Genomic DNA, 19,811 nt, shown 5'->3' on the forward strand with positions numbered 1-19,811 from the left:
AATGCTTGCGGTGGCGTACTATTCTGGCTTCAGGAAGTTGGAGAAAACACACATGACCCCGATAGTGCGCAGTTTGCTGGAAACCGATCTGTATAAATTTACAATGTGGCAAGCGTTGCTGCACGGTCATCCGAATACCCATACCGAATACGAATTTGTCTGCCGCAACGCCACCGCTTTTCCCCTGGCCGAACTGAAGGGCGAACTGGAGGAACAGCTCGACCACCTGTGCTCGATGTCGTTTGCCGATGACGAGCTGGCCTATCTGCGCACCCTGCGCTTCATGAAGAGCGATTTCGTCGACTTTTTGACGGTGTTCCGCTTCCAGCGCAAATTCATCGACGTCAGCACGGATGGCGACACCCTGCTCGTGCATGCGGCCGGGCCGCAGGTGCACGTGATGGGCTTCGAGATTTTCGTGCTGTACATCATCAACGAACTGTATTTCCGCCGCTTCGACCTCGATGCGGCCATGCGCGAAGGGCGCCACCGCCTGGGCTTGAAAGTGGCGGCCGTCAAGGAATTCGGCAAGCTGCCGCGGCGCAAGCATCCGTTCGAGTTTTCCGACTTCGGCGTGCGCCGGCGCTTTTCCGGCGCCTGGCATGACGAGGTGGTGCAACGGCTGGCGCGCGAGGTGCCCGAATATTTCAAGGGCACGTCGAATGTCTACCTGGCGAAAAAGCTGGGCATCGTGCCGATCGGCACCATGGCGCATGAATACATGCAATCGTTCCAGTCCTTCGGCGTGCGCCTGCGCGACTTCCAGAAGGCGGCACTCGAGGATTGGGTGCAGGAATACCGGGGCGACCTGGGCATCGCCCTGACGGACGTGGTCGGCATGGATGCCTTTTTGGCCGACTTCGACCTGTATTTCGCCAAGCTGTTCGACGGCTTGCGCCACGATTCGGGCGACCCCGTCGAGTGGGGCGAGAAGGCGCTGGCCCACTACGCGGCCCTGCGCATCGACGCCAATACCAAGCGCCTCGTGTTTTCCGACGGGCTGGACCTGGACAAGGCGTTTGCGCTGTACCAGCACTTTGCCGACCGCATCATGACGGGCTTTGGCATCGGCACCAATCTCACCAACGATGTCGGTTTGACGCCGCTCAACATCGTCATGAAACTGGTGCGCTGCAATGGCCAGTCCGTGGCGAAACTGTCTGATTCGCCGGGCAAGACCCTGTGCAAGGATGAAACCTTCCTCGCGTATTTACGGCAGGTGTTTCACCACCCGGCAGTGTAGGTGCCTGTCTAGAAGCCCGTCACTACCGTGTTCATGTGCTCGACCTGGGGCGGGGCGGCAAAGAATTCACCCACCAGGCCGCGCCATGCCTGGAAGTCGTCGCTGCCGCGGAAATGCACGGTATGGTCTTCCAGGGTCGTCCAGCCCACCACCAGGCGGTAGGCATCGCCGTTTTCGATCGAGCGCTCCAGGCGCATCGATTCGCAGCCGCGTGCGCGCTGGAACAGGGGGATGGCTTTCGTCACGGCCGCTTCGAAGGCAGCATGCGTGGCCGATTTGATCTGGATGTGGGCAATTTCAAAAATCATGGCAAGTTCCACTGAGGAATGAAGGAAGCTTGATCTTGCCATAATTTCGCCGCGCAGGGGGAGGACGTCAGCCTGCAAGCGCCTGTGCGCTTGCGCGCTGGCCGCCCGCGTGGCTGGCCGTGCGCTGGTCGATATCGCAGCCGTGATACGCCTGCACGATGGCGTGCGCCCGTTCCCGTTCCTGCGGGGTGCCGATGGCCACGACGAGGCGGAACATGCCGCGCCATGCGGCCTTGCCCTGTATGGGGACGGTGGGGACGGCCTCGTCGTCGACCGTGTCGAGCTGCACGGCGTATGCGGGGAACCCATCGTCGAGCAGGGCGCTGCGGGCCTGCTGCGCATCGGCAAAATGGTCGAAGATACGGATCAGGGCAGATGGGGCAAGGGAATGCGTGGCGGTGCTCATGGTCTGGCTCTCGGAAGGTGTCGTTTGAATTTGACCGGCAAGCCTGTAAAAAATTCTGCCTCAGCCTGTAAAATCCTCGATCAAGGCGCAAAAGTTTGATAAATATCCAGTATGGCTGCCAAGTCGCGCTAAGATACGCCTTGCGGTGCATCCTGCAGGCAGGGATGCGGGATCAATCTTTCATAGGAGAACTAAATGGCAGCGAAGAAAATTCTGTTTTTGACCGGCGATTTTGCAGAAGATTATGAAACGATGGTGCCCTTCCAGGCCCTGCTGATGCTCGGCCATACCGTGCATGCCGTCTGTCCCGGCAAGAAAAGCGGCGAGACGATCAAGACGGCCATCCACGATTTCGAGGGCGACCAGACATATACAGAAAAGCCGGGCCATTTGTTCACCCTGAACGCCAGCTTCGACGAGATCGACCCGGCCCACTATGACGCCGTGATGATCGCCGGCGGCCGCGCCCCCGAATATCTGCGCCTGAACGAGAAAGTCATCGCCGCCGTGCGCCATTTCGCCGAGGCGGGCAAGCCTGTCGCGGCCGTCTGCCACGGCGCGCAATTGCTGGCCGCCGCCGACGTCATCCGCGGCAAGCGCATTTCCGCCTATCCCGCCTGCGCGCCGGAAGTGAAACTGGCGGGCGGCACGTATGCCGACATCGCCGTCACGGACGCCGTCACGGATGGCCAGTTCGTCACGGCCCCCGCCTGGCCTGCGCATCCGGCCTGGCTGGCGCAGTTCGTCAAGCTGCTCGGTACCGAGATCCGTTTGTAACCTTTACCAGCCCGGCAGGCCGCAGCGCTTGCCGGGCGCATCACTTTTCAGATTCGAGTTCTTCATGCATGCGCTGCGCAGTCAATCTTCCCGCAAACAACTTCCAGCCTCGCGCTGGCGCCAGCGCCGCCTGGCGCAAGCCGCATCGGGCCTGAGCGCCGCGCAGGAACGCCAGCTGGCCACCCTGCACGAGATTTCCACCTTGCTGGCGGGGCAGCACGCCATCGATGCGCTGTGCCGTGGCTTCCTGCGCCACGTGATGCAGTTCGCGCAGGCCGAAGGGGGCACCGTGCGCATCCTCGACCCGCAGCACGATACCGTGCATATCATCGTGCACGAGGGCATTTCCGATGCCATGGTGGAAGAGGAACACTGCATCCGCAACAACGATTGCCTGTGCGGCGCGGCCGTGGCGCAGGGCGTGATCCAGATCCGCGATTTCCGCCAGGTCGATGCGCTGCAGCGCTACCGTTGCCAGGACGAAGGCTTTATTGCCATCGCCGTCTTTCCCATCCTTGCGCGCGAGCAGGTAGTGGGCAGTTTTTCGCTGCACTTTGCGCAGCCGCAAGCCGTGCAGGCGCAGCAGCAGGGCTGGCTGGAAACCCTGGGTCAGAGCCTGGGTATCGCCATCGAAAACCAGCGCCTGATTGCGCGCGAAAAGGAATTTGCCGTGGCGCGCGAACGCAGCCTGCTGGCCGAAGGCTTGCACGACAGCATCGCGCAAAGCCTCAATTTCATCAGCCTGCAAGTGCAGATGCTCGACGATTCCGTGCGCCGGGGGCAGCTCGACGAAGCGGCCGAAGTGTTGCCGCTGATGCGCATGGGCGTCGAGCAAAGCTACCAGGACGTGCGCGAATTGCTGGTCAATTTCCGCACGCGCTGGCATGGCAGCGACCTCGAAAGCAAGCTCACGGAAGTGCTGGCCAAGTTCGAGCTGCAGACGGGCGTCACGGGAACCCTGGAGATGAGCGGCAATGGCGCTCCGCTGGCGCCGGAACAGCAGTTGCAGATCCTGTTCATCGTGCAGGAAGCGCTGTCGAATATCCGCAAGCACGCGCAAGCGGGCAGCGTGACGCTGCGCGTGGAAAACGGGCGCGATTTTGCGCTGCAGGTGCGCGACGATGGCGAAGGCTTTGCCGCCAACTTGCGCGACAAGAAAACGGAATTGCAGATCGGCTTGCGTATCATGCAGGAACGGGCCGAGCGGCTCGGTGCGCAATTTGCCATCGACAGCCGGCCCGGCGCCGGCACGACGATCTCGCTGGCCTTGCCGGCAGCCCGGCGCCAGGCCGCGTAACAGATGACTTATCCCTATCAGGCAACAAACATAGTGAACGCACCAATCAAAATCCTGCTGGTCGATGACCACACCTTGCTGCGCAGCGGCGTCAAGCTGCTGTTGCAGCGCAATCCTCAATTCCAGGTGGTGGGCGAGGCTTCGAACGGGCTTGACGGCGTGCGCCTGACGGCCGAACTGCGGCCCGACGTGGTGCTGATGGATTTGAACATGCCCGGCGTGTCCGGCGTCGAGGCGCTGCAGCTGATCTTGCAGGACCTGCCGCAGATGGTCGTGCTGATGCTGACCGTGTCGGAAAACGCGGCCGACCTGGGCGCGGCCCTGCGCGCTGGCGCACGCGGCTACTTGCTGAAAAATATCGAAGCCGAGCAGCTGGGCCAGGCCATTTGCCGCGCCGCCGCCGGCGAATCCGTGATTGCCGACGCCATGACGGCCAAGCTCGTGTCGCAGTTCCGCGCGGGGCAGAATGCGCCCCAGGCCGACTATGACAAACTGACGCCGCGCGAACGGGAAGCCATGGCCTGCCTGGCGCAAGGACTGAGCAACAAGGAAATCGCGCGCCAGCTGGATGTGGCCGAAAGCACGGTGAAAATCCACGTGCAAAACATCCTCAAAAAGCTTAAGCTCAGCAGCCGCGTGCAGATCGCCGTCTACGCCGTCGAGCGCGAATTGAGTAAATAAAGATCAAACAACGCGCAAATAGTGCGCAAGGAATCCGCGATTGTTTGATCTGCATGGCGTTCCGGCCTAGACAACCCTAGTTCCTTTGACGTATGGCCTTGACCGTGCCTGCGCATTACACTCTTAGTCATTCGCTAATCTAATAAGAGAGTGTCATGCATAAGGTCAACGTCGATGGCTTGCTATCGAGCCAGGCTCTGTTCCGCCATATTTCCCCTTCGCAATTAGAGCAATTGCGCCAGGATGTCGTGCGCGTCGAAGTGGAAAAAGGCAAAGTGCTGTTCCGCAAGGGCGAAGTGGCGGAAGGCGCCTATGTGGTGGTCTTCGGCCTCGTCAAGCTGAGCGTGTTTTCCATGGAAGGCACGGACAAGGTACTGGAATTGATCCGTCCGGGCCAGAGCTTCGGCGAAGCCATGATTTTCCTCGATGAACCGTACCCATTCTGCGCCGAAGCGCTCGAGCACTGCCTGCTGCTGCGCATCCCGCCGCACGCGCTGCTGCGCCTGCTGGACCAGTCGCCACGCATCGCGCGCCAGATGATGAACAGCCTGTCGCACCACCTGATGGGTTTTATCCGCAACGTGGAACGCTGCTCCGTGCAGAACGCCACCCAGCGCGTGGTCGAGTACCTGTTGCAGGCGTCGGACCAGCAGCGTTCGAACGAGGTCAAACTGGACCTGAAGAAAAGCTTGCTGGCATCGTTTTTGAACCTGGCGCCTGCCACCCTGTCGCGCGTGCTGCACCAGCTGACGGACTTGCACCTGATTAAAGTCAGCGGTTCGCTGATCCAGATCCAGCCGGACGCCTTGAAAACCTACCGCCATGGTTCTACCGCGGCCATGCTGAACTAAGCTTTTTCAGCAGGCAAGGTCAGTCGCCAGAACAGCAGGGCGAGCAAGCTGACCGCCGCGCCCAGCGCGCATACCCCATGCCAGCCCGCCAGCGCATACACGCTGGTGGCGGCAATCGCACCGAGTCCGCTTCCCACCGCATAAAACAGCATGTAGCACGCCACCAGACGGCTGTGCGCATCGCTATCCTGCTTGAAAATCAGGCTCTGGTTCGTCACGTGGATGGCCTGGCCCGCCAGGTCCAGCGCGATGATGCCGACGATCAAGGGCCACAGGGCCGCGCCCGCAAAGCTCAGCGGCAGCCATGCGGCCAGCAGCAGCAACAGGGCCGCGCCCGTCGTCCACTGCGCGCGTCCGCCGTCGGCCAGCGCCCCGGCACGCGCCGCGCCCAGCGCGCCGATCACGCCCACCAGGCCAAACGCGCCGATGGCCGCATGCGAATAGCCTTGCGCCGTCAACGGCAGCACCAGGGCGCTCCAGAAAATATTGAAAACGGCAAACATCAGCAGGGCCAGCATGCCCCTTACGCGCAGTACCTTGTGGTGCAGCAGCATGTCCAGCATCGAGGCGAGCAGGGCACCGTAGCCCAGCCGTCGATTGGCCGGCTGCGCCGGCGGCAGCTTGCGCCACAGCAGCAACAGCAGGGCGCAAGCGATGGCCGCCGAAACAAAATACACGGCGCGCCAGTCGGCGAGATCGGCCACTACGCCGGACAGGGTGCGCGCCAGCAGCAAGCCGATCACCACGCCGCCCTGCGCCATGCCGACGACTCTGCCCCGCTCATGGCTGGCTGCCGCGCTGGCCGCATAGGCGATCAAGCCCTGCGTCATGGCCGTGCCCAGCAGACCCACCAGCAGCATGCCGCCCAGCAAACCGGCCGTGGAATGGGCGCAGCCCAGCGCCGCCAAGGTCATGGCCAGCAAACCCAGCTGGAACAGGGTCAGCCGGCGCCGGTTCAGCATGTCGCCCAGCGGTACGAGCAAGAGCAGGGCCAGCGCGCAGCCGAGTTGCGTGGCAGTGACGACCATGCCGCTGGCAGCGTCCGTCATGCCGAATTCGTGCGCCAGGGTGGCGAGTAAAGGCTGGGCGTAATACACATTGGCCACGCTGAGGCCGGCCGCCGTGGCAAATAGCCAGACGAGGGAAGGGGGAAGTGCTGTCGTGATGGGTGGGTTGGTATCGCGCATGGGCTTGTATATAAGTAGTTTCAAATTAAAACTAGTTGGAGTCTACGCCGAGAAGTTTTAAAATGCAACCAGTCAATCCTGGAGAATGCCCGTGGCCAAGCGCAAGAGCCTGAAAACCGACCCCTGTCCCGTGGCGCGCGCGCTCGACGCGATCGGCGAGCGCTGGTCGCTCCTGATCGTGCGCGACGCCTTCGACGGCATGCGCCGCTTTGGCGAATTCCAGAAAAGCCTGGGCGTGGCGAAGAACATCCTGGCCGACCGCCTGCACACCCTGGTGGAAGAGGGCATCTTTACGGTTGCCCCCGCCTCGGACGGCACGGCGTACCAGGAATACGTGCTGACGCAAAAGGGGCTGGCGCTGTTTCCCGTCGTCGTAGGCTTGCGCCAGTGGAGCGAGGAGCAATTGTTCGAGGCGGGCGAGGCGCATTCCACCTTGCTGCAACGCGGTTCAGGCTTGCCCGTGCGCCGCATGGACGTGCTGGCAGCGGATGGGCACGTGTTGCAGGCGGGCGACACGGTCGTGCACAAGGTGTTGCCGCAATGAGCCGCGTGGCCGTGCTGGGCGGGGGCATCACGGGCGTGACGACGGCGTATGCGCTGGCGAAACGGGGCGTGGGCGTGACCCTGATCGAGCGTCACCGCTATGCCGCCATGGAAACGTCATACGCGAACGGCGGGCAATTGTCGGCCTCGCATGCGGAAGTGTGGAATCACAAGGCAACGATACTCAACGCCTTGAAATGGATGGCGCGGCGCGATGCGCCGCTGCTGCTGCATCCATGGCCCAGCTGGCACAAGCTGAGCTGGTTTGCGGAGTTTCTTGCCGCCATGCCCGCCTACGAGCGCAACACCATCGCCACGGCGCGCATGGCGATCGCCGCGCGCGAACATTTGTTTGCCTGGGCGAAAGAGGAAAATATAGCTTTCGATCACCGCCGCGCCGGCATCCTGCATGTGTACCGGGAGCGTGCCGGCTTCGAGCGGGCGGCCGAGGTGTCGCGCCTGCTGGCACAGGGCGGACTGGAGCGGCGCGCCGTCACGCGGCAGGAAATGCGCGCCATCGAGCCGACCTTGCAGGGCGACTTTTACGGCGGCTACTATACGGACAGCGATTCCACGGGCGACATCCACAAGTTCACCAGCGGCCTGGCCGATGCCTGCGTGCGCCTGGGCGTGGCGTGCCGCTATGGTGCACAGGTCACGGCGCTGGTGCGCGAACACGGCAAGGTGCGCATTAGCGTGGGAGACGGCGTGGGCGAGGACAGCACCCTGTTCGACGCCGTCGTGATTTGCGCGGGCACGGCCAGCCGCGCCCTGGCCGCATCGCTGGGCGACCATGTGAATGTGTATCCCGTGAAAGGGTACTCGATTACCGTGCAGCTCGGTGACCTTGCCAGCCGCGCGGCGGCGCCGTCCGTCAGCCTGCTCGACGATGCCACCAAGCTGGTCAGCAGCCGCCTGGGCGAAGACCGGCTCAGAGTGGCGGGCACGGCCGAATTCAACGGCATCAACCACGATATCCGCGCCGACCGCATCCGGCCACTGCTGCGCTGGGTCGAGCAGTGCTTTCCCGGTATCAATACGCGCAAGGTGATCCCTTGGGCGGGCTTGCGCCCCATGCTGCCGGACATGCTGCCGAAAGTAGGGCCGGGAAAGGCGCCGGGCGTGTACTACAACACGGGCCACGGTCACCTGGGCTGGACCCTGGCGGCGGCCACGGCCGAGATGGTGGCGCAGCAAGTGGCTGCCGTGGCGCGGAATTGAGCCATGCCAACGATCGCCATCCTGATTTTTCCCGGCGTGCAGGCGCTCGACGTCAGCGGACCCATGGACGTGTTTGCCGAGGCGAACAGCTTTCTGCCGCCAGAACGGCAATACCGGATCGAGGTGCTGGGCACGCAGGAAGGCTTGCTGCGCTGCTCCAACGGCTTATGCCTGGCCGCGCACCGGCATTATGCGCAGGCGCACGACGCCTATGACCTGTTGCTGGTGGCAGGCGGCCCCGGCTTGCCGGCGCAACCGGTTGACGCGGACCTGAGCGCCTGGCTGGCCAGTGCGGCCGGCAAGGCGCGCCGCCACGGTTCCATCTGCAATGGCGCGTTTTTGCTGGGCCATGCGGGCTTGCTCGATGGTAAAAAAGTGGCCACGCACTGGAACGATGCGGCCGCGCTGGCCGCGCGTTTTCCGCTGGCGCAGGTTGATGCGGACAGTATCTATGTGCATGACGGCAATCTGGTCAGCTCGGCGGGCGTAACGGCCGGCATCGACCTGTCGCTATCGTTGCTGGCCGAAGCAGGCGGGGTGGGCGGGGCGCAGCTGGCGCTGCAGGTGGCGCGCCGCCTGGTGGTGTACACGCAGCGCCAGGGCGGGCAGTCGCAGTTCAGTCCGTATCTGACGCCCGTGGTGGTTGCGGCTTCTCCCGTGGCGCAGGCGCAGCAATACGTGCTGGCACATTTGGGCGAGGTGCTCGACGTGGACACCCTGGCGCGGCTGGTGGCCATGAGTCCGCGCAACTTTGCCCGCGTCTTCGTGCGAGAGCTGGGTGTGACGCCAGCCCAGTTCATCGAAAGCGCCCGGCTCGATGCGGCGCGCGCCCTGCTCGAAGCGAGTAGCGATCCGCTGAAAACCGTCGCCTGGCGCTGCGGCTTCGGCACGGCCGACCAGTTGCGCACGGTGTTCCTGCGGCGCCTGGGCGTATCGGCCAAGCAATACCGGCAACATTTCTCCAGTTACCGGCAAGGATGACATCGCGCATGGCAGGAATCCCCGCCATGCTGTCCGGAAAGCGCGGCAGCCAGCACCCCCGCTGTGCCGGGCGTAAATCTATACTTTTCCTGCTGGCGCGCCACTTCGGCCGTGCCCTTGAGGAAAGTCAAACATGCACACGACACTGGACGCCGAGCGGGGCGGCCCCGCTTATACCGAGGACGGCATGCTGCTGGCGCGCCGCAAGACGCGCGAGGCGATTGCCGCCATCGCCGCGCGCATCCGCCCCGGCATGCTGGAAGAAGACGCCGTCGCCATGGCGAAGCAGGTGCTGCTGGACATGGGGCTTGCGCTGAGCTGGCACCCCACGCGCGTGCGCTTCGGGCGCAATACCACGAAACCGATGAAACGTGCCTCCGAGCCCGGCGTGATCCTGCAAGAGAGCGATATTTTCTTCCTCGATATCGCACCGCGTGTGCAGGCGTGGGAAGGCGATGGCGGTGCCTCGTTTACGGTGGGCGCCAGCGAACAGCAGGCGGACTATGCCCGCTGCGCGCGCGATGCGGAATGCCTGTTCCACCAGGTGCGCGCCGTGTGGCAGCGCGACAGGCTGACGGGGCAAGCCCTGTATGCCTACGCAGAAGAGGAAGCGCGCAAGCTGGGCTGGGAATTGAACTTTGACCTGGGCGGCCACCGCGTGTCCGACTTCCCGCACGCGACGATCTACGCGGGCGCGCTGGCCGACGCGGATTTTTCGCCGTCACCGATGCGCTGGATCCTGGAAATCCATCTGCGCCATCCGACCTTGCCGTATGGCGCTTTTTTCGAGGACATGCTGCTCGATGACAGCTACTATGCTTAGTTCTTCGGCAGCAGATCGCTGAGTGCGGCGCGGCCCTTGACGGTGAGGAAGGGGCCGACCTTGCTGTAGGGAAGTAAAAAATCGTTTTCACAGCCGCTGCCGTTCGAGTCTTCCCAGAAGGACACGCCTTCGGGTTTCAATGACAGGTGGAAGCGGCCACGGCCGTCGTAATCCGTGCCCTTGCACTCGGCGTCGATTGTCACATTCTTGAAGAGGGCCTGGCGCAAACGGTCGGGCAATTCGGCCTTGTCGTCGCCATCGCTGGCGCTGGCGCCAAACCAGTTCCACACGTCCGTTTCCTGGCCCGTCTTCACGTCCCAGGTGCGGAATTTGATGGAGATGCCGCGGGCGCCATAGCCGGCCGGCCAGCGGTAGAACTTGACCGTTACCCAGCGCGGCGACCAGTAGGTGGGTTCCGCATACACTTCGTCTTCCGTCGTGAAGCCGTTGCGGCCCAGGTATTCGCGCCGCGTCGCGTAGAAGTCTTCCAGGTCCTTCTTGTTCCTGGCCAGCACGGCGCGCAGCTGCGCATTGATTTTTGCCACGCCATCGCCGGGCGCGATCAATTCCACGGTGATGGTGTCGCCCACTTGCAGGTTGCGGTATTGCTTGCCTTCGAAGGCAATCGGTTTGCTCACCTTGGTGCCGGGAAACGCTTCCAGCGCCAGGTTGTAGGCATCGCTGGCGCAGGATGGGTGTTCGCGGTCGCCCGCCGCCTCCAGCAGAGTCAAGGCCACGGGCAAGGTCTTGCCGCTTTTCGGCTCCGTCCAGGTGCCGGTGACCTTGCCGTCTTGCGGGGCATTCAGGGACCAGGTGCCCGTCGTGTCGCCCTTGGCGTTGAGTTCCTGCCACAGCGCCTTGCCATTCGGCTTGGACAGCATGATCGGCGTCTTGTAGCGCGTGTAGTAATAGTTGCCGCTGCGATCAGACCCTTGCGTGGGACTGGGCTGATTGAAGCAGGCCACGATATTGGCCTTGCCCACAGTGCCCTGCCACACCCCTTGCACGGGCGGCTCGGCAGCCATGGCGGCATGCAGGGCGGGCAGGGTCAGGCAAGCAAACAGAAAGCGGCGCATCGGTTTTTCCTCTCGTGGGCGAAGGCCGATTCTACATGGCCCCGCCCACGAGATGCCACACGTCAACTTATTTGGCGGGACGCTCCTGCGCCACCACGGCCATCGCCGCGCCCAGGTATTGCAGCATGGTCGCGTCGACAAAGCTGCCTTCCATCAGACGCGGTTCCTGCTGGTGCGCTTGGCGGAATTTCAGCTGCGTGGCCGGGTTCGTGCCTGCATACGAGCGGAACAGGTCCAGCCACTGCCGCGCCAGCTGGAGCACGGCCGGATCCGTGGGCGGCGTGCGTGCATCCATGGCGGCGCGCACGGCGGCGATCAGGGCCGGCCACTCGCCCGAACGCTTGCCGTAGTTGGCCACCAGGTGCGCGTATTCCTGCTCGTCGAGGAAAGGCCGGTACAGCGCCATGCGCGAGGCATTGAAGGCGGTGAGGATGAACTGCATCAGTTGCGCATCGATGCTGGTCGTGGCCTGCATGATGGGCTCCTGCGCGTGCATGTCGTTCAGGCGCGCGAACAGGCCCGGATGGGCGCCCGTGTCGCGCACCAGCTTGACCATCCATTCCGTGGCCAGCGCCTGCGCCTGCGCATCGCCGGGGCTGGCGCCTGCCTCCATGGCGGCGCGCACCCGCGCCACCAGTGCTTTCCATTCCTCTTCCACGGCCGCATCGGACAGCAGCGGCAGTTGTTGCAGTTCTTCGTGACTAAAGTATTTGTCGTACATGGTCATCAACTCCATAGTGGTGAGCCACTCGGCCAGTTCCGGCGCCTGTCCCTGCGCCAGTTGCGCCTGCAAGCTGCACAGGCGTTCGCGCAAGGTGGAAGCCTGCGCGATCTGGTGTTCCAGCATGGCGATCTGCTGCGCCACGATGGTATGCAAAGGAAGATCCGGACCGGCGAGGGCGTTGGCGATATCGGCCAGCGACAGCCCGAACTTGCGCAGCGCCATGATCCGGTGCAGCCGGTCCATGTCGCCGTGCTGGTACAGGCGGTAGCCAGCTTGCGTGCGCGCCGAAGGCGAGAGCAGGCCGATGCTGTCGTAGTGGTGCAGGGTGCGGATAGTCAGGCCCGTGAGCCTGGCCAGTTCCCCGATTTTCAACAGCATCGCCTTCTCCTTGTCTCCAGTGCGTGCAACCACGATGGCGCCTGACGTAACGTCAGGGTCAAGCAGAAATGTAGCAGAGGAACTGAAAAAGCCGGTAAAAGAATCCGTTGACCTTCATTTTTTTGTACGGTATATTTATAAAACCGAACGACGACTGCGGCATGAACGGTGCGTTCGAGCCACATGGAATGACGAATGGATCGTTGTGCGGCGCAGCAAGAAGCGCCGTTGGCAGGGCTGGAAAGACAATCCGCACAGACGGATTTTTTTCACAGTTGGTTTGTACGTTAAATATAATATGCCACCGGCAAGATCCGGGCGGCGAGAGGGACGACCATGATGAAAAGTATCGTTTGCGATACGCCCGGCAGTTTGCGCATGGAGCAGCGCCCCGTGCCCGTGCCCGGCGAGGGCGAAGTGCTGCTGCGCATACGCCGCGTTGGCATCTGCGGCACCGACATGCATATCTTCCGCGGCACCCAGCCTTTCCTCAGCTACCCGCGCGTGATGGGGCATGAACTGTCCGGCCATATCGACAGCGCGCCAGCCGGCTCGCGCCTGGCCGTGGGTGACCAGGTCTACGTGATGCCCTACCTGTCGTGCGGCAGCTGCGTGGCCTGCCGCCAGGGCAAGACCAACTGCTGCACCCGCATCGAAGTGCTGGGAGTGCACCGCGACGGCGGCATGACCGAATACCTGGCGCTGCCAGAGCGCTTTGTCTTCAAGACGGAGGGCATCTCGCTCGACGACGCGGCCATGATCGAATTTCTCGCCATCGGCGCGCACGCCGTCAAGCGCGGCGCGGTCGATGCCGGCAAGCGCGTGCTGGTAGTGGGCGCCGGCCCGATCGGCATGGCCGTGATGCTGTTCGCATCGTTGAAGGGCGCCGACGTGACGGTGCTCGATGGCCGCGCCGACCGTCTGCAGTTCTGCCGCGACGCGCTGGGCATCGCCCGCACGGTGGCGCTGGGCGAGGGCGACAAGGAGCAGCTGCTGGACGCCACCGGCGGCGAATTTTTCGACGTGGTGTTTGACGCCACCGGCAATATCGCCGCCATGGAGCGGGGCCTGGACTTCGTCGCCCATGGCGGGGCCTATGTGCTGGTGTCCATCGTGCGCGACCGCCTGTCCTTTTCCGACCCTGAATTCCACAAGCGCGAAACGACCTTGCTGGGCAGCCGCAACGCCACCGTCGACGATTTCGAGGAAGTGGTGGCGGCCATGAAGGCGGGCAAGGTACCCACCGCGCTGCTCAATACCCACCGCACCACGCTCGACGAATTTACCGGCGTGCTCGATCGCTGGATGCAGCCGGAAGCGGGCGTCATCAAGGCCATCGTCGAGGTCTGAGATGAGCGACATCAACCCGATACTTCAATTTGGCACCAGCCGCTTCCTGCAGGCGCACGCCGACCTGTTCGTCAGCGAAGCGGCCAAGACAGGCGAGGCGCTGGGCAATATCACCATCGTACAGACCACGCACAGCGCGCAGGGCGCGGCGAGGGTGGCGGCGTTTCGCCGCAGCGACGGCTACCCCGTGCGCATCCGCGGCTGGCAGGACGGCGCGCAAGTCGATGAAGAGCGCCGTGCCGACGCCGTCACGCAGGCGTGGCAAGCCGGCAGCGACTGGCGGCAGGTGCGCGATGCGGCCGTGGCCGCGCGCGTGATCATCTCGAATACGGGCGACACGGGCTACCAGCTCGATGGCGCCGACCACGCGGGCATGCTCGACGGCGCGGCCGTTCCCGCCAGCTTTCCCGCCAAGCTGCTGGTGCTGCTGCACGGGCGCTTCCTGGCCGGCGCCGCGCCCATCTCGATTTTTCCGTGCGAACTGGTGGCCGACAACGGCCATGTACTGCGCCAGGTGATCGTGACATTGGCGCGGCAGTGGGGTTGCGCTGCCGCGTTCATCGGCTACCTGGAAACGGGCTGCCTGTGGATCAATTCCCTGGTCGACCGCATCGTTTCCGAACCGATCGAACCGATAGGCGCGGTGGCCGAGCCCTATGCCCTGTGGGCCATCGAGGCGCAGGAAGGCATGCTGCTGCCGTGCCGCCACCCGCAAGTGGTGGTGACGGGCAGCCTGCGCGAATATGAACAGCGCAAGCTGTTTTTGCTCAACCTGGGCCACACCTATCTGGCGCAGCTGTGGATGGAGCGGGGCAGCCCGGCCGGCATGACGGTGCGCGAGGCGATGGACGACGGCGCCATGCGCGCCGCGCTGGAAGCGGTATGGCACGAGGAAGTGCTGCCCGTGTTTGCCGCCATGGGGGCGCAGCACGGTGACGCCGCGCTGGCCTACGTGGCGCAGGTCAGGGAGCGCTTCGGCAATCCCTTCCTCGCACACCGCCTGGCCGACATCGCCCAGCACCACGCCGGCAAGATCGCGCGCCGCATGGCGCCCGTGGCATCGCTGGCGCGGCAGCTCTGTCCCTCCCTGGCGCAGCCGCGCCTGCGCGCCATGCTGGCGCCGGGAGCGCTGCCATGAACGCCCCGGTCAACGCAGTTGTTTCTTTTTCGGCATGCCGATCCAATCCGATATCGACTAAAATGGCCCACTCATCCACTTTCCCCTTCGCTGGCATAGCGCGTTCATTCATCCATGTCCAAACCCGCCACCGTCTTCAAGCGCAGTACCAATCTGCTGTTGCAATTTCTCGCCGAGAATGCCGCAGTGGGCGAGATGCTGCCGACGGAGCAGTTCCTGACCACCATCTGCCAGGGCAGCCGCACGGCGATCCGCAGCGCGATCGCCTACCTGTCGACGCGGCGGCTGATCGCCAGCCCGGCGGACCGGCGCTTGCTGAGGAAGCCCATACCGGGCGACTACTTCGATATCTCCGAATTGCAGTCGGGGGCGGAGCGCATCCAGCAAGTGCTGATGGAACGCGTGTACCAGCGCGACATGCCGCCCGGCGCGGAATTCTCGGAAGCGGAGCTGGCGCGCGAGGCGGGCGCCAGTACCGTCAGCGTGCGCGAATTCCTGATCGGCTTTTCGCGCTTCGGCCTGATCGAAAAGAAACCGCGCGGTGGCTGGCGCCTGTGCGCGTTCGACCGCTCGTTTGCCACCGAACTGGCGGATATGCGGCGCATGTTCGAGATGGCGGCCGTGGAGCAGTTTGCGCACCTGCCGCACGGCGATCCGGCGTATGCGGAACTGGCGCGGCTGATCAAGCAGCACGAGAAGCTGGCGGCCAGGATCGACACGCGCCACAACGCGTTTCCGGCGCTGGACCGCGAGTTCCACACCTTTCTGATCGGCTTGCTGAACAACCGCTTCGCGCAGGGCTTCTACGATATCGTCTCGTTTGTCTTCCACTACCACTACCAGTGGGACAAGGGCGAGGAAAAAGGCCGCAACCAGTACGCGGTGCAGGAGCACCTGGCGATCCTGCGCGCCTTGGCGGAGCACGACATACCGAAGGCGCTCGAGGGCATGCGCTCGCACCTGGATTCCTCGCGCCGCACCATGCTGTCCTCAATCGGCACGCGCGAAAAACTGAGCCAGCCGGACGCCTAGCCATCCTTGCCGGGGAGGGTGCGCCATGAGCCTCGCTTCCCAGCCTGCCAGCCTGCTGCTGATGTCGCCCGAGGATAACTGCCTGATCGCCAGGACGGCATTGGCCTGCGGCGACGTCGTCGCCATCGATGGCTTGCCCGTCACCCTGGCGCAAGACATCCACATCGGCCACAAGGTGGCGCGCCGCGCGCTGGCCGTGGGCGACAAGGTGCTGCGCTACGGCGCCCTGATCGGCAGCATCACGGCCCCCGTCGCCATCGGTGAGCATATCCACACCCACAACCTGGCAAGCGATTACATCCCCACGTTTACCCTGGGCCAGGACGGCCACCATTTCCTGGACAAGGACGACCAAGCATGAACGCTCCCGTAACGACACCGGCCCTGTCGGGCTATCTGCGCGCCGATGGCCGCAAGGGCATCCGCAATATCGTGGTGGTGGCCTATATGGTCGAATGCGCGCACCACGTGGCGCGCCTGATGGTCAACGCCTTTCCCGGCCAGCCCGTGCACCTGATCGGCTTTACGGGCTGCTTCCCCAATGAATACGCGGACCAGGTGATGCGCCGCCTGCTGACGCATCCGAACGTGGGCGCCGTGCTGCTGGTGTCCCTGGGCTGCGAAGGCTTCAACAAATATGGCCTCTCCAGCGCCGTGGCCGACAGCGACCGCCCCGTGCATACGATTACCATCCAGGAAAACAGCGGCACGCGCCCCAGCGTGAGCAGCGGCGTCGAGTGGATCAGCTGGGCCCTCGAGCACCTGGCGCAGCAGGAGCGCGTGCCGATGGGCATCGATGAACTGGTGGTGGCCACCATCTGCGGCGGCTCCGACAGCACCAGCGGCATCAGCGCCAACCCGGCCGTCGGCGTGGCGTTCGACACGCTGATCGCGGCCGGCAGCCCCTGCATCTTCGAGGAGACGGGTGAACTGGTCGGCTGCGAATACCACATGCAGCGGCGCGCCGTCAGCCCGGACCTGGGCAACGCCATCGTCGACACCGTGGCCAAGGCGGCCCGCTACTACACCATCATGGGCCATGGCAGCTTCTCGCCGGGGAATGCCGACGGCGGCCTCACCACGCAGGAAGAAAAGTCGCTGGGCGCCTACGCCAAGAGCGGTTCCTCGCCCATCGTCGGCATTCTGAAACCGGGCGATCAGCCGGCCGGCGGCGGCCTGTACCTGCTCGACGTGGTGCCGGACGGCGAGCCGCGCTTCGGTTTCCCTAACGTGTCGGACAACGCGGAAATCGTCGAACTCATTTCCTGCGGCGCCCACATCACCTTGTTCACGACGGGCCGCGGCTCCGTGGTGGGCTCGGCGATTTCGCCCGTCATCAAGGTGTGCGCCAATCCGCAGACCTTCGAGCGCCTGGCCGACGACATGGATATCAACGCCGGCAAGATCCTCACGGGCGAGGCCACGCTGGAAGAAGTGGGTGCGGAGATCGTCGCCGCCGTGCTGAACGTGGCCAATGGAGCACTGAGCCGCTCGGAAGACCTGGGCCACCAGGAATTCGTGCTGACCTATAAACAATTCGAGGCGGTGGGGCCAGGCTGCTTCCCGCTGCGCGCAGCATGAGGGCCACGGCGATGGATGTCATGGATACCACGCGCCGCCGTACCCTGCCGCGCGGCGGCCTCTCGCTGCCCTGCATCGGCATGGGTTGCGCGCCGCTGGGCGGCCTGTACCAGCCGGTCAGCGACGCGCAGGCGCGCGCCACCCTCGATGGCGCCTGGGATGCCGGCGTGCGTTTCTTCGACACGGCGCCGTTCTACGGCTACACCCGGTCCGAACACCGTCTCGGCGCGGCGCTGCGCGGGCGGCCTCGCGATCATTTTGTTGTCAGCACCAAGGTGGGACGGCTGATGCGGCCCGACGCCTCCGTGCGCCCAGGCGATGACGGTTTTGCCGCGCCGCTGCCGTTCCGCCCCCATTACGACTACACGTATGACGGCGTGCTGCGTTCGCACGACGACAGCCTGCAGCGGCTGGGGCTCGATCGCATCGACATCCTGTTCGTGCACGATATCGGCAAGGCCACGCATGGCGAACGCGATCAGCACTACTGGCGCCAGCTGACGGATGGCGGCGGCTTTCGCGCCCTCGATGAACTGCGCGCCAGCGGCCAGGTGAAAGCCGTGGGCCTCGGTGTCAACGAATGCGAGATCGTGCTGCGCGCGATGGTGGAATTCGACCTCGATTGCACCCTGCTGGCCGGCCGCTACACCTTGCTGGAACAGGCCTCGCTGTCGCCATTGCTGGACGTCTGCGTGGAGCGCGGCAACGCCATCGTGATCGGCGGCCCGTTCAACTCGGGCGTGCTGGCCGGGAACGGCAAATTCAATTACGCCGATGCGCCGGCCGCGATACTCAAGAGCGTGGCGCGCCTGGACGCCGTCTGCCGTGACTTTGGCGTGCCTTTGCAAGCTGCCGCCCTGCAGTTTCCGCTCGCCCATCCCGCCGTCGCTTCCTGCATCCCGGGCGGCCAGGACCTGGCGCAGCTGCGGCAAAATCTGGACTGGTTCGCCACGCCGCTGCCTGACGCCCTGTGGCTGGCGCTGCGGGACGCGGACTTGCTCGATGCGCGCGCGCCGCTGCCTGCGGGAGTGGCCGCATGATGCGCATCGACGCCCACCAGCACTTCTGGCAGCTGGCCGCGCGTGCCGGCAGCTGGCCGCCGCCGTCCCTGGCCGCCATCCACCGCGATTTTGCGCCCGCCGACCTGGCGCCCCTGCTGGCTGCGCACGGCATCGCCGGCACAGTGCTGGTGCAGTCGCTGCCGTCCGAAGACGATACGCACTGGCTGCTGGCGCTCTCCGAAGAAAGCGGCTTTATCCGCGCCGTCGTGGGCTGGACGGAGCTGCGGGCGCTTGACGCGCCGGCCAATATCGCCCGCCTGGCGTCGCATGGCAAGCTCAAAGGCTTGCGTCCCATGCTGCAGGATCTCGATGACGATGCATGGATCGCCGATCCCGCGCTGGCGCCAGCTTTGAACGCCATGGTGGAACACGGTTTGCGGCTGGACGCGCTGGTGCTGCCGCGCCACCTGCCCGCACTGCGGCAATGCGCGCACGACTATCCGCGGCTTCCCATCGTGATCGACCATGCGGCCAAGCCGCCGATAGCCGATGCCGCCTTCGGCACCTGGCGCGAAGACATGGCGCAGCTGGCCGCGCTGCCGAACGTGCATTGCAAGCTGTCCGGGCTGGTGACGGAAGCGCGGCCCGGCTGGTGCGTGGACGATTTGCATCCCTATGCCGCACATGTGCTGCAAGTATTCGGCCCCCGGCGCGTGATTTGGGGCAGCGACTGGCCCGTGGTGGACCTGGCCGGCGGCTATGCGGCGTGGCTGGCCGCCAGCGAAGCGCTGCTGGCGCATCTGGGGCAAGCGGACAGGAACGATATCTTCGGCCTCAACGCACAGCGCTTTTACGGTATCAACGAGGAAACGCCATGAAAAGAATGGGCATGCTCATCGGCATCGCGCCGGAGCGTATCGCCGAATACAAAACCCTGCACGCCGTTGTCTGGCCGCAGGTGCTGGCCAAACTGGCAGCCGCGCATGTCAGCAATTATTCGATCTTCCTGCGCCAGCCGGAAAACCTGCTGTTCGGTTACTGGGAATACCACGGCGAGGACTTCGAAGCCGACATGGCGGCCATCGCCGACGACCCCGAAACGCAGCGCTGGTGGACCTTTTGCGCCCCGTGCCAGCAGCCGCTGGCCTCGCGCGCCGAAGGCGAGCACTGGGCGATGATGGAACAGGTTTTTCATATGGATTAGTCGTAGACC

The 19,811-nt window shown here is 64.3% G+C and carries 22 protein-coding genes; 17 read left to right on the plus strand and 5 right to left on the minus strand.

Features of this window, described 5'->3' with window-relative positions:
* The first annotated feature begins 52 nt into the window (after positions 1 to 52).
* Entirely contained in the window at positions 53 to 1,243 is a 1,191-nt protein-coding gene (pncB, locus tag U0004_RS07625; RefSeq protein ID WP_034781917.1) for a nicotinate phosphoribosyltransferase, read from the plus strand.
* A gap of 8 nt (positions 1,244 to 1,251) precedes the next feature.
* On the opposite strand, the gene U0004_RS07630 is transcribed toward pncB, so the two are convergent.
* Both U0004_RS07630 and U0004_RS07635 read right to left on the minus strand, forming a co-directional pair.
* Positions 1,252 to 1,551 (minus strand): antibiotic biosynthesis monooxygenase family protein, encoded by a 300-nt coding sequence (locus U0004_RS07630; RefSeq protein ID WP_034781921.1) that lies wholly within the window; start codon positions 1,549 to 1,551, stop codon positions 1,252 to 1,254.
* Positions 1,552 to 1,618: 67 nt separating this feature from the next.
* A complete protein-coding gene (locus tag U0004_RS07635; protein ID WP_070257534.1) occupies positions 1,619 to 1,957 on the minus strand; it encodes a hypothetical protein in 339 nt (112 codons plus the stop codon).
* A gap of 195 nt (positions 1,958 to 2,152) precedes the next feature.
* On the opposite strand from U0004_RS07635, the gene U0004_RS07640 reads away from it, so the two are divergent.
* The 4 genes from U0004_RS07640 (at position 2,153) to U0004_RS07655 (ending at position 5,563) form a co-directional block, all read left to right on the plus strand.
* Positions 2,153 to 2,734: a DJ-1/PfpI family protein gene (locus tag U0004_RS07640; RefSeq protein WP_034781925.1), complete on the plus strand. Its 582-nt coding sequence runs from the start codon at positions 2,153 to 2,155 to the stop codon at positions 2,732 to 2,734.
* 64 nt (positions 2,735 to 2,798) lie between these two features.
* Positions 2,799 to 4,031: a GAF domain-containing sensor histidine kinase gene (locus tag U0004_RS07645; protein WP_070257535.1), complete on the plus strand. Its 1,233-nt coding sequence runs from the start codon at positions 2,799 to 2,801 to the stop codon at positions 4,029 to 4,031.
* Between the two features lie 3 nt (positions 4,032 to 4,034).
* Positions 4,035 to 4,712 carry a response regulator gene (locus tag U0004_RS07650; RefSeq protein ID WP_170846465.1) on the plus strand — a complete coding sequence of 226 codons (678 nt, stop codon included), beginning with the start codon at positions 4,035 to 4,037 and terminating at the stop codon, positions 4,710 to 4,712.
* A gap of 155 nt (positions 4,713 to 4,867) precedes the next feature.
* Complete coding sequence (locus U0004_RS07655; RefSeq protein ID WP_034781930.1) at positions 4,868 to 5,563, plus strand: Crp/Fnr family transcriptional regulator; 696 nt, start codon at positions 4,868 to 4,870, stop codon at positions 5,561 to 5,563.
* Here the strand turns inward: U0004_RS07655 and U0004_RS07660 are convergent.
* Positions 5,560 to 6,750: an MFS transporter gene (locus tag U0004_RS07660; protein ID WP_070257536.1), complete on the minus strand. Its 1,191-nt coding sequence runs from the start codon at positions 6,748 to 6,750 to the stop codon at positions 5,560 to 5,562. The two genes, U0004_RS07655 and U0004_RS07660, sit on opposite strands and share 4 nt — an antisense overlap.
* Positions 6,751 to 6,841: 91 nt before the next feature.
* Between U0004_RS07660 and U0004_RS07665 the strand changes: the two genes are divergently transcribed.
* The 4 genes from U0004_RS07665 (at position 6,842) to U0004_RS07680 (ending at position 10,318) form a co-directional block, all read left to right on the plus strand.
* Entirely contained in the window at positions 6,842 to 7,294 is a 453-nt protein-coding gene (locus U0004_RS07665; RefSeq protein WP_070257591.1) for a winged helix-turn-helix transcriptional regulator, read from the plus strand.
* On the plus strand, positions 7,291 to 8,514 hold the full coding sequence (locus tag U0004_RS07670) for a D-amino acid dehydrogenase (protein ID WP_070257537.1): 1,224 nt from the start codon (positions 7,291 to 7,293) through the stop codon (positions 8,512 to 8,514). Before U0004_RS07665 ends, U0004_RS07670 begins: the two co-directional genes overlap by 4 nt.
* Before the next feature lie 3 nt (positions 8,515 to 8,517).
* Complete coding sequence (locus tag U0004_RS07675) at positions 8,518 to 9,495, plus strand: GlxA family transcriptional regulator (RefSeq protein ID WP_070257538.1); 978 nt, start codon at positions 8,518 to 8,520, stop codon at positions 9,493 to 9,495.
* A 133-nt stretch (positions 9,496 to 9,628) separates the two neighbouring features.
* On the plus strand, positions 9,629 to 10,318 hold the full coding sequence (locus U0004_RS07680) for a M24 family metallopeptidase (RefSeq protein WP_070257539.1): 690 nt from the start codon (positions 9,629 to 9,631) through the stop codon (positions 10,316 to 10,318).
* On the opposite strand, the gene U0004_RS07685 is transcribed toward U0004_RS07680, so the two are convergent.
* The gene (locus U0004_RS07685) at positions 10,315 to 11,394 is read right to left on the minus strand and encodes a hypothetical protein (RefSeq protein ID WP_070257540.1); all 1,080 of its coding nucleotides are present in this window, start codon (positions 11,392 to 11,394) and stop codon (positions 10,315 to 10,317) included. The two genes, U0004_RS07680 and U0004_RS07685, sit on opposite strands and share 4 nt — an antisense overlap.
* Before the next feature lie 67 nt (positions 11,395 to 11,461).
* The gene (locus tag U0004_RS07690) at positions 11,462 to 12,496 is read right to left on the minus strand and encodes a MerR family transcriptional regulator (protein ID WP_070257541.1); all 1,035 of its coding nucleotides are present in this window, start codon (positions 12,494 to 12,496) and stop codon (positions 11,462 to 11,464) included.
* Between the two features lie 339 nt (positions 12,497 to 12,835).
* Between U0004_RS07690 and U0004_RS07695 the strand changes: the two genes are divergently transcribed.
* The 8 genes from U0004_RS07695 (at position 12,836) to U0004_RS07730 (ending at position 19,802) form a co-directional block, all read left to right on the plus strand.
* Positions 12,836 to 13,846, plus strand: a complete 1,011-nt coding sequence (locus tag U0004_RS07695; protein WP_070257592.1) for a zinc-binding alcohol dehydrogenase family protein — start codon at positions 12,836 to 12,838, stop codon at positions 13,844 to 13,846.
* 1 nt (position 13,847) lies between these two features.
* A complete protein-coding gene (locus U0004_RS07700) occupies positions 13,848 to 14,984 on the plus strand; it encodes a mannitol dehydrogenase family protein (protein WP_070257542.1) in 1,137 nt (378 codons plus the stop codon).
* Positions 14,985 to 15,098: 114 nt separating this feature from the next.
* Entirely contained in the window at positions 15,099 to 16,016 is a 918-nt protein-coding gene (locus tag U0004_RS07705; protein ID WP_070257543.1) for a GntR family transcriptional regulator, read from the plus strand.
* Positions 16,017 to 16,041: 25 nt separating this feature from the next.
* Positions 16,042 to 16,377 (plus strand): UxaA family hydrolase, encoded by a 336-nt coding sequence (locus U0004_RS07710; protein ID WP_070257544.1) that lies wholly within the window; start codon positions 16,042 to 16,044, stop codon positions 16,375 to 16,377.
* The gene (locus U0004_RS07715; RefSeq protein WP_034781960.1) at positions 16,374 to 17,597 is read left to right on the plus strand and encodes a UxaA family hydrolase; all 1,224 of its coding nucleotides are present in this window, start codon (positions 16,374 to 16,376) and stop codon (positions 17,595 to 17,597) included. Before U0004_RS07710 ends, U0004_RS07715 begins: the two co-directional genes overlap by 4 nt.
* Positions 17,598 to 17,617: 20 nt before the next feature.
* A complete protein-coding gene (locus U0004_RS07720; RefSeq protein WP_370452795.1) occupies positions 17,618 to 18,637 on the plus strand; it encodes an aldo/keto reductase in 1,020 nt (339 codons plus the stop codon).
* Positions 18,634 to 19,476 carry an amidohydrolase family protein gene (locus U0004_RS07725; RefSeq protein WP_217495250.1) on the plus strand — a complete coding sequence of 281 codons (843 nt, stop codon included), beginning with the start codon at positions 18,634 to 18,636 and terminating at the stop codon, positions 19,474 to 19,476. Before U0004_RS07720 ends, U0004_RS07725 begins: the two co-directional genes overlap by 4 nt.
* Positions 19,473 to 19,802, plus strand: coding sequence for an L-rhamnose mutarotase (locus U0004_RS07730; protein ID WP_070257546.1), 330 nt, complete (start codon positions 19,473 to 19,475; stop codon positions 19,800 to 19,802). Before U0004_RS07725 ends, U0004_RS07730 begins: the two co-directional genes overlap by 4 nt.
* Positions 19,803 to 19,811 lie beyond the last annotated feature (9 nt).

The sequence above is a fragment of the Janthinobacterium lividum genome, assembly GCF_034424625.1.
GTDB classification, from domain to species: Bacteria; Pseudomonadota; Gammaproteobacteria; order Burkholderiales; family Burkholderiaceae_D; genus Janthinobacterium; species Janthinobacterium lividum.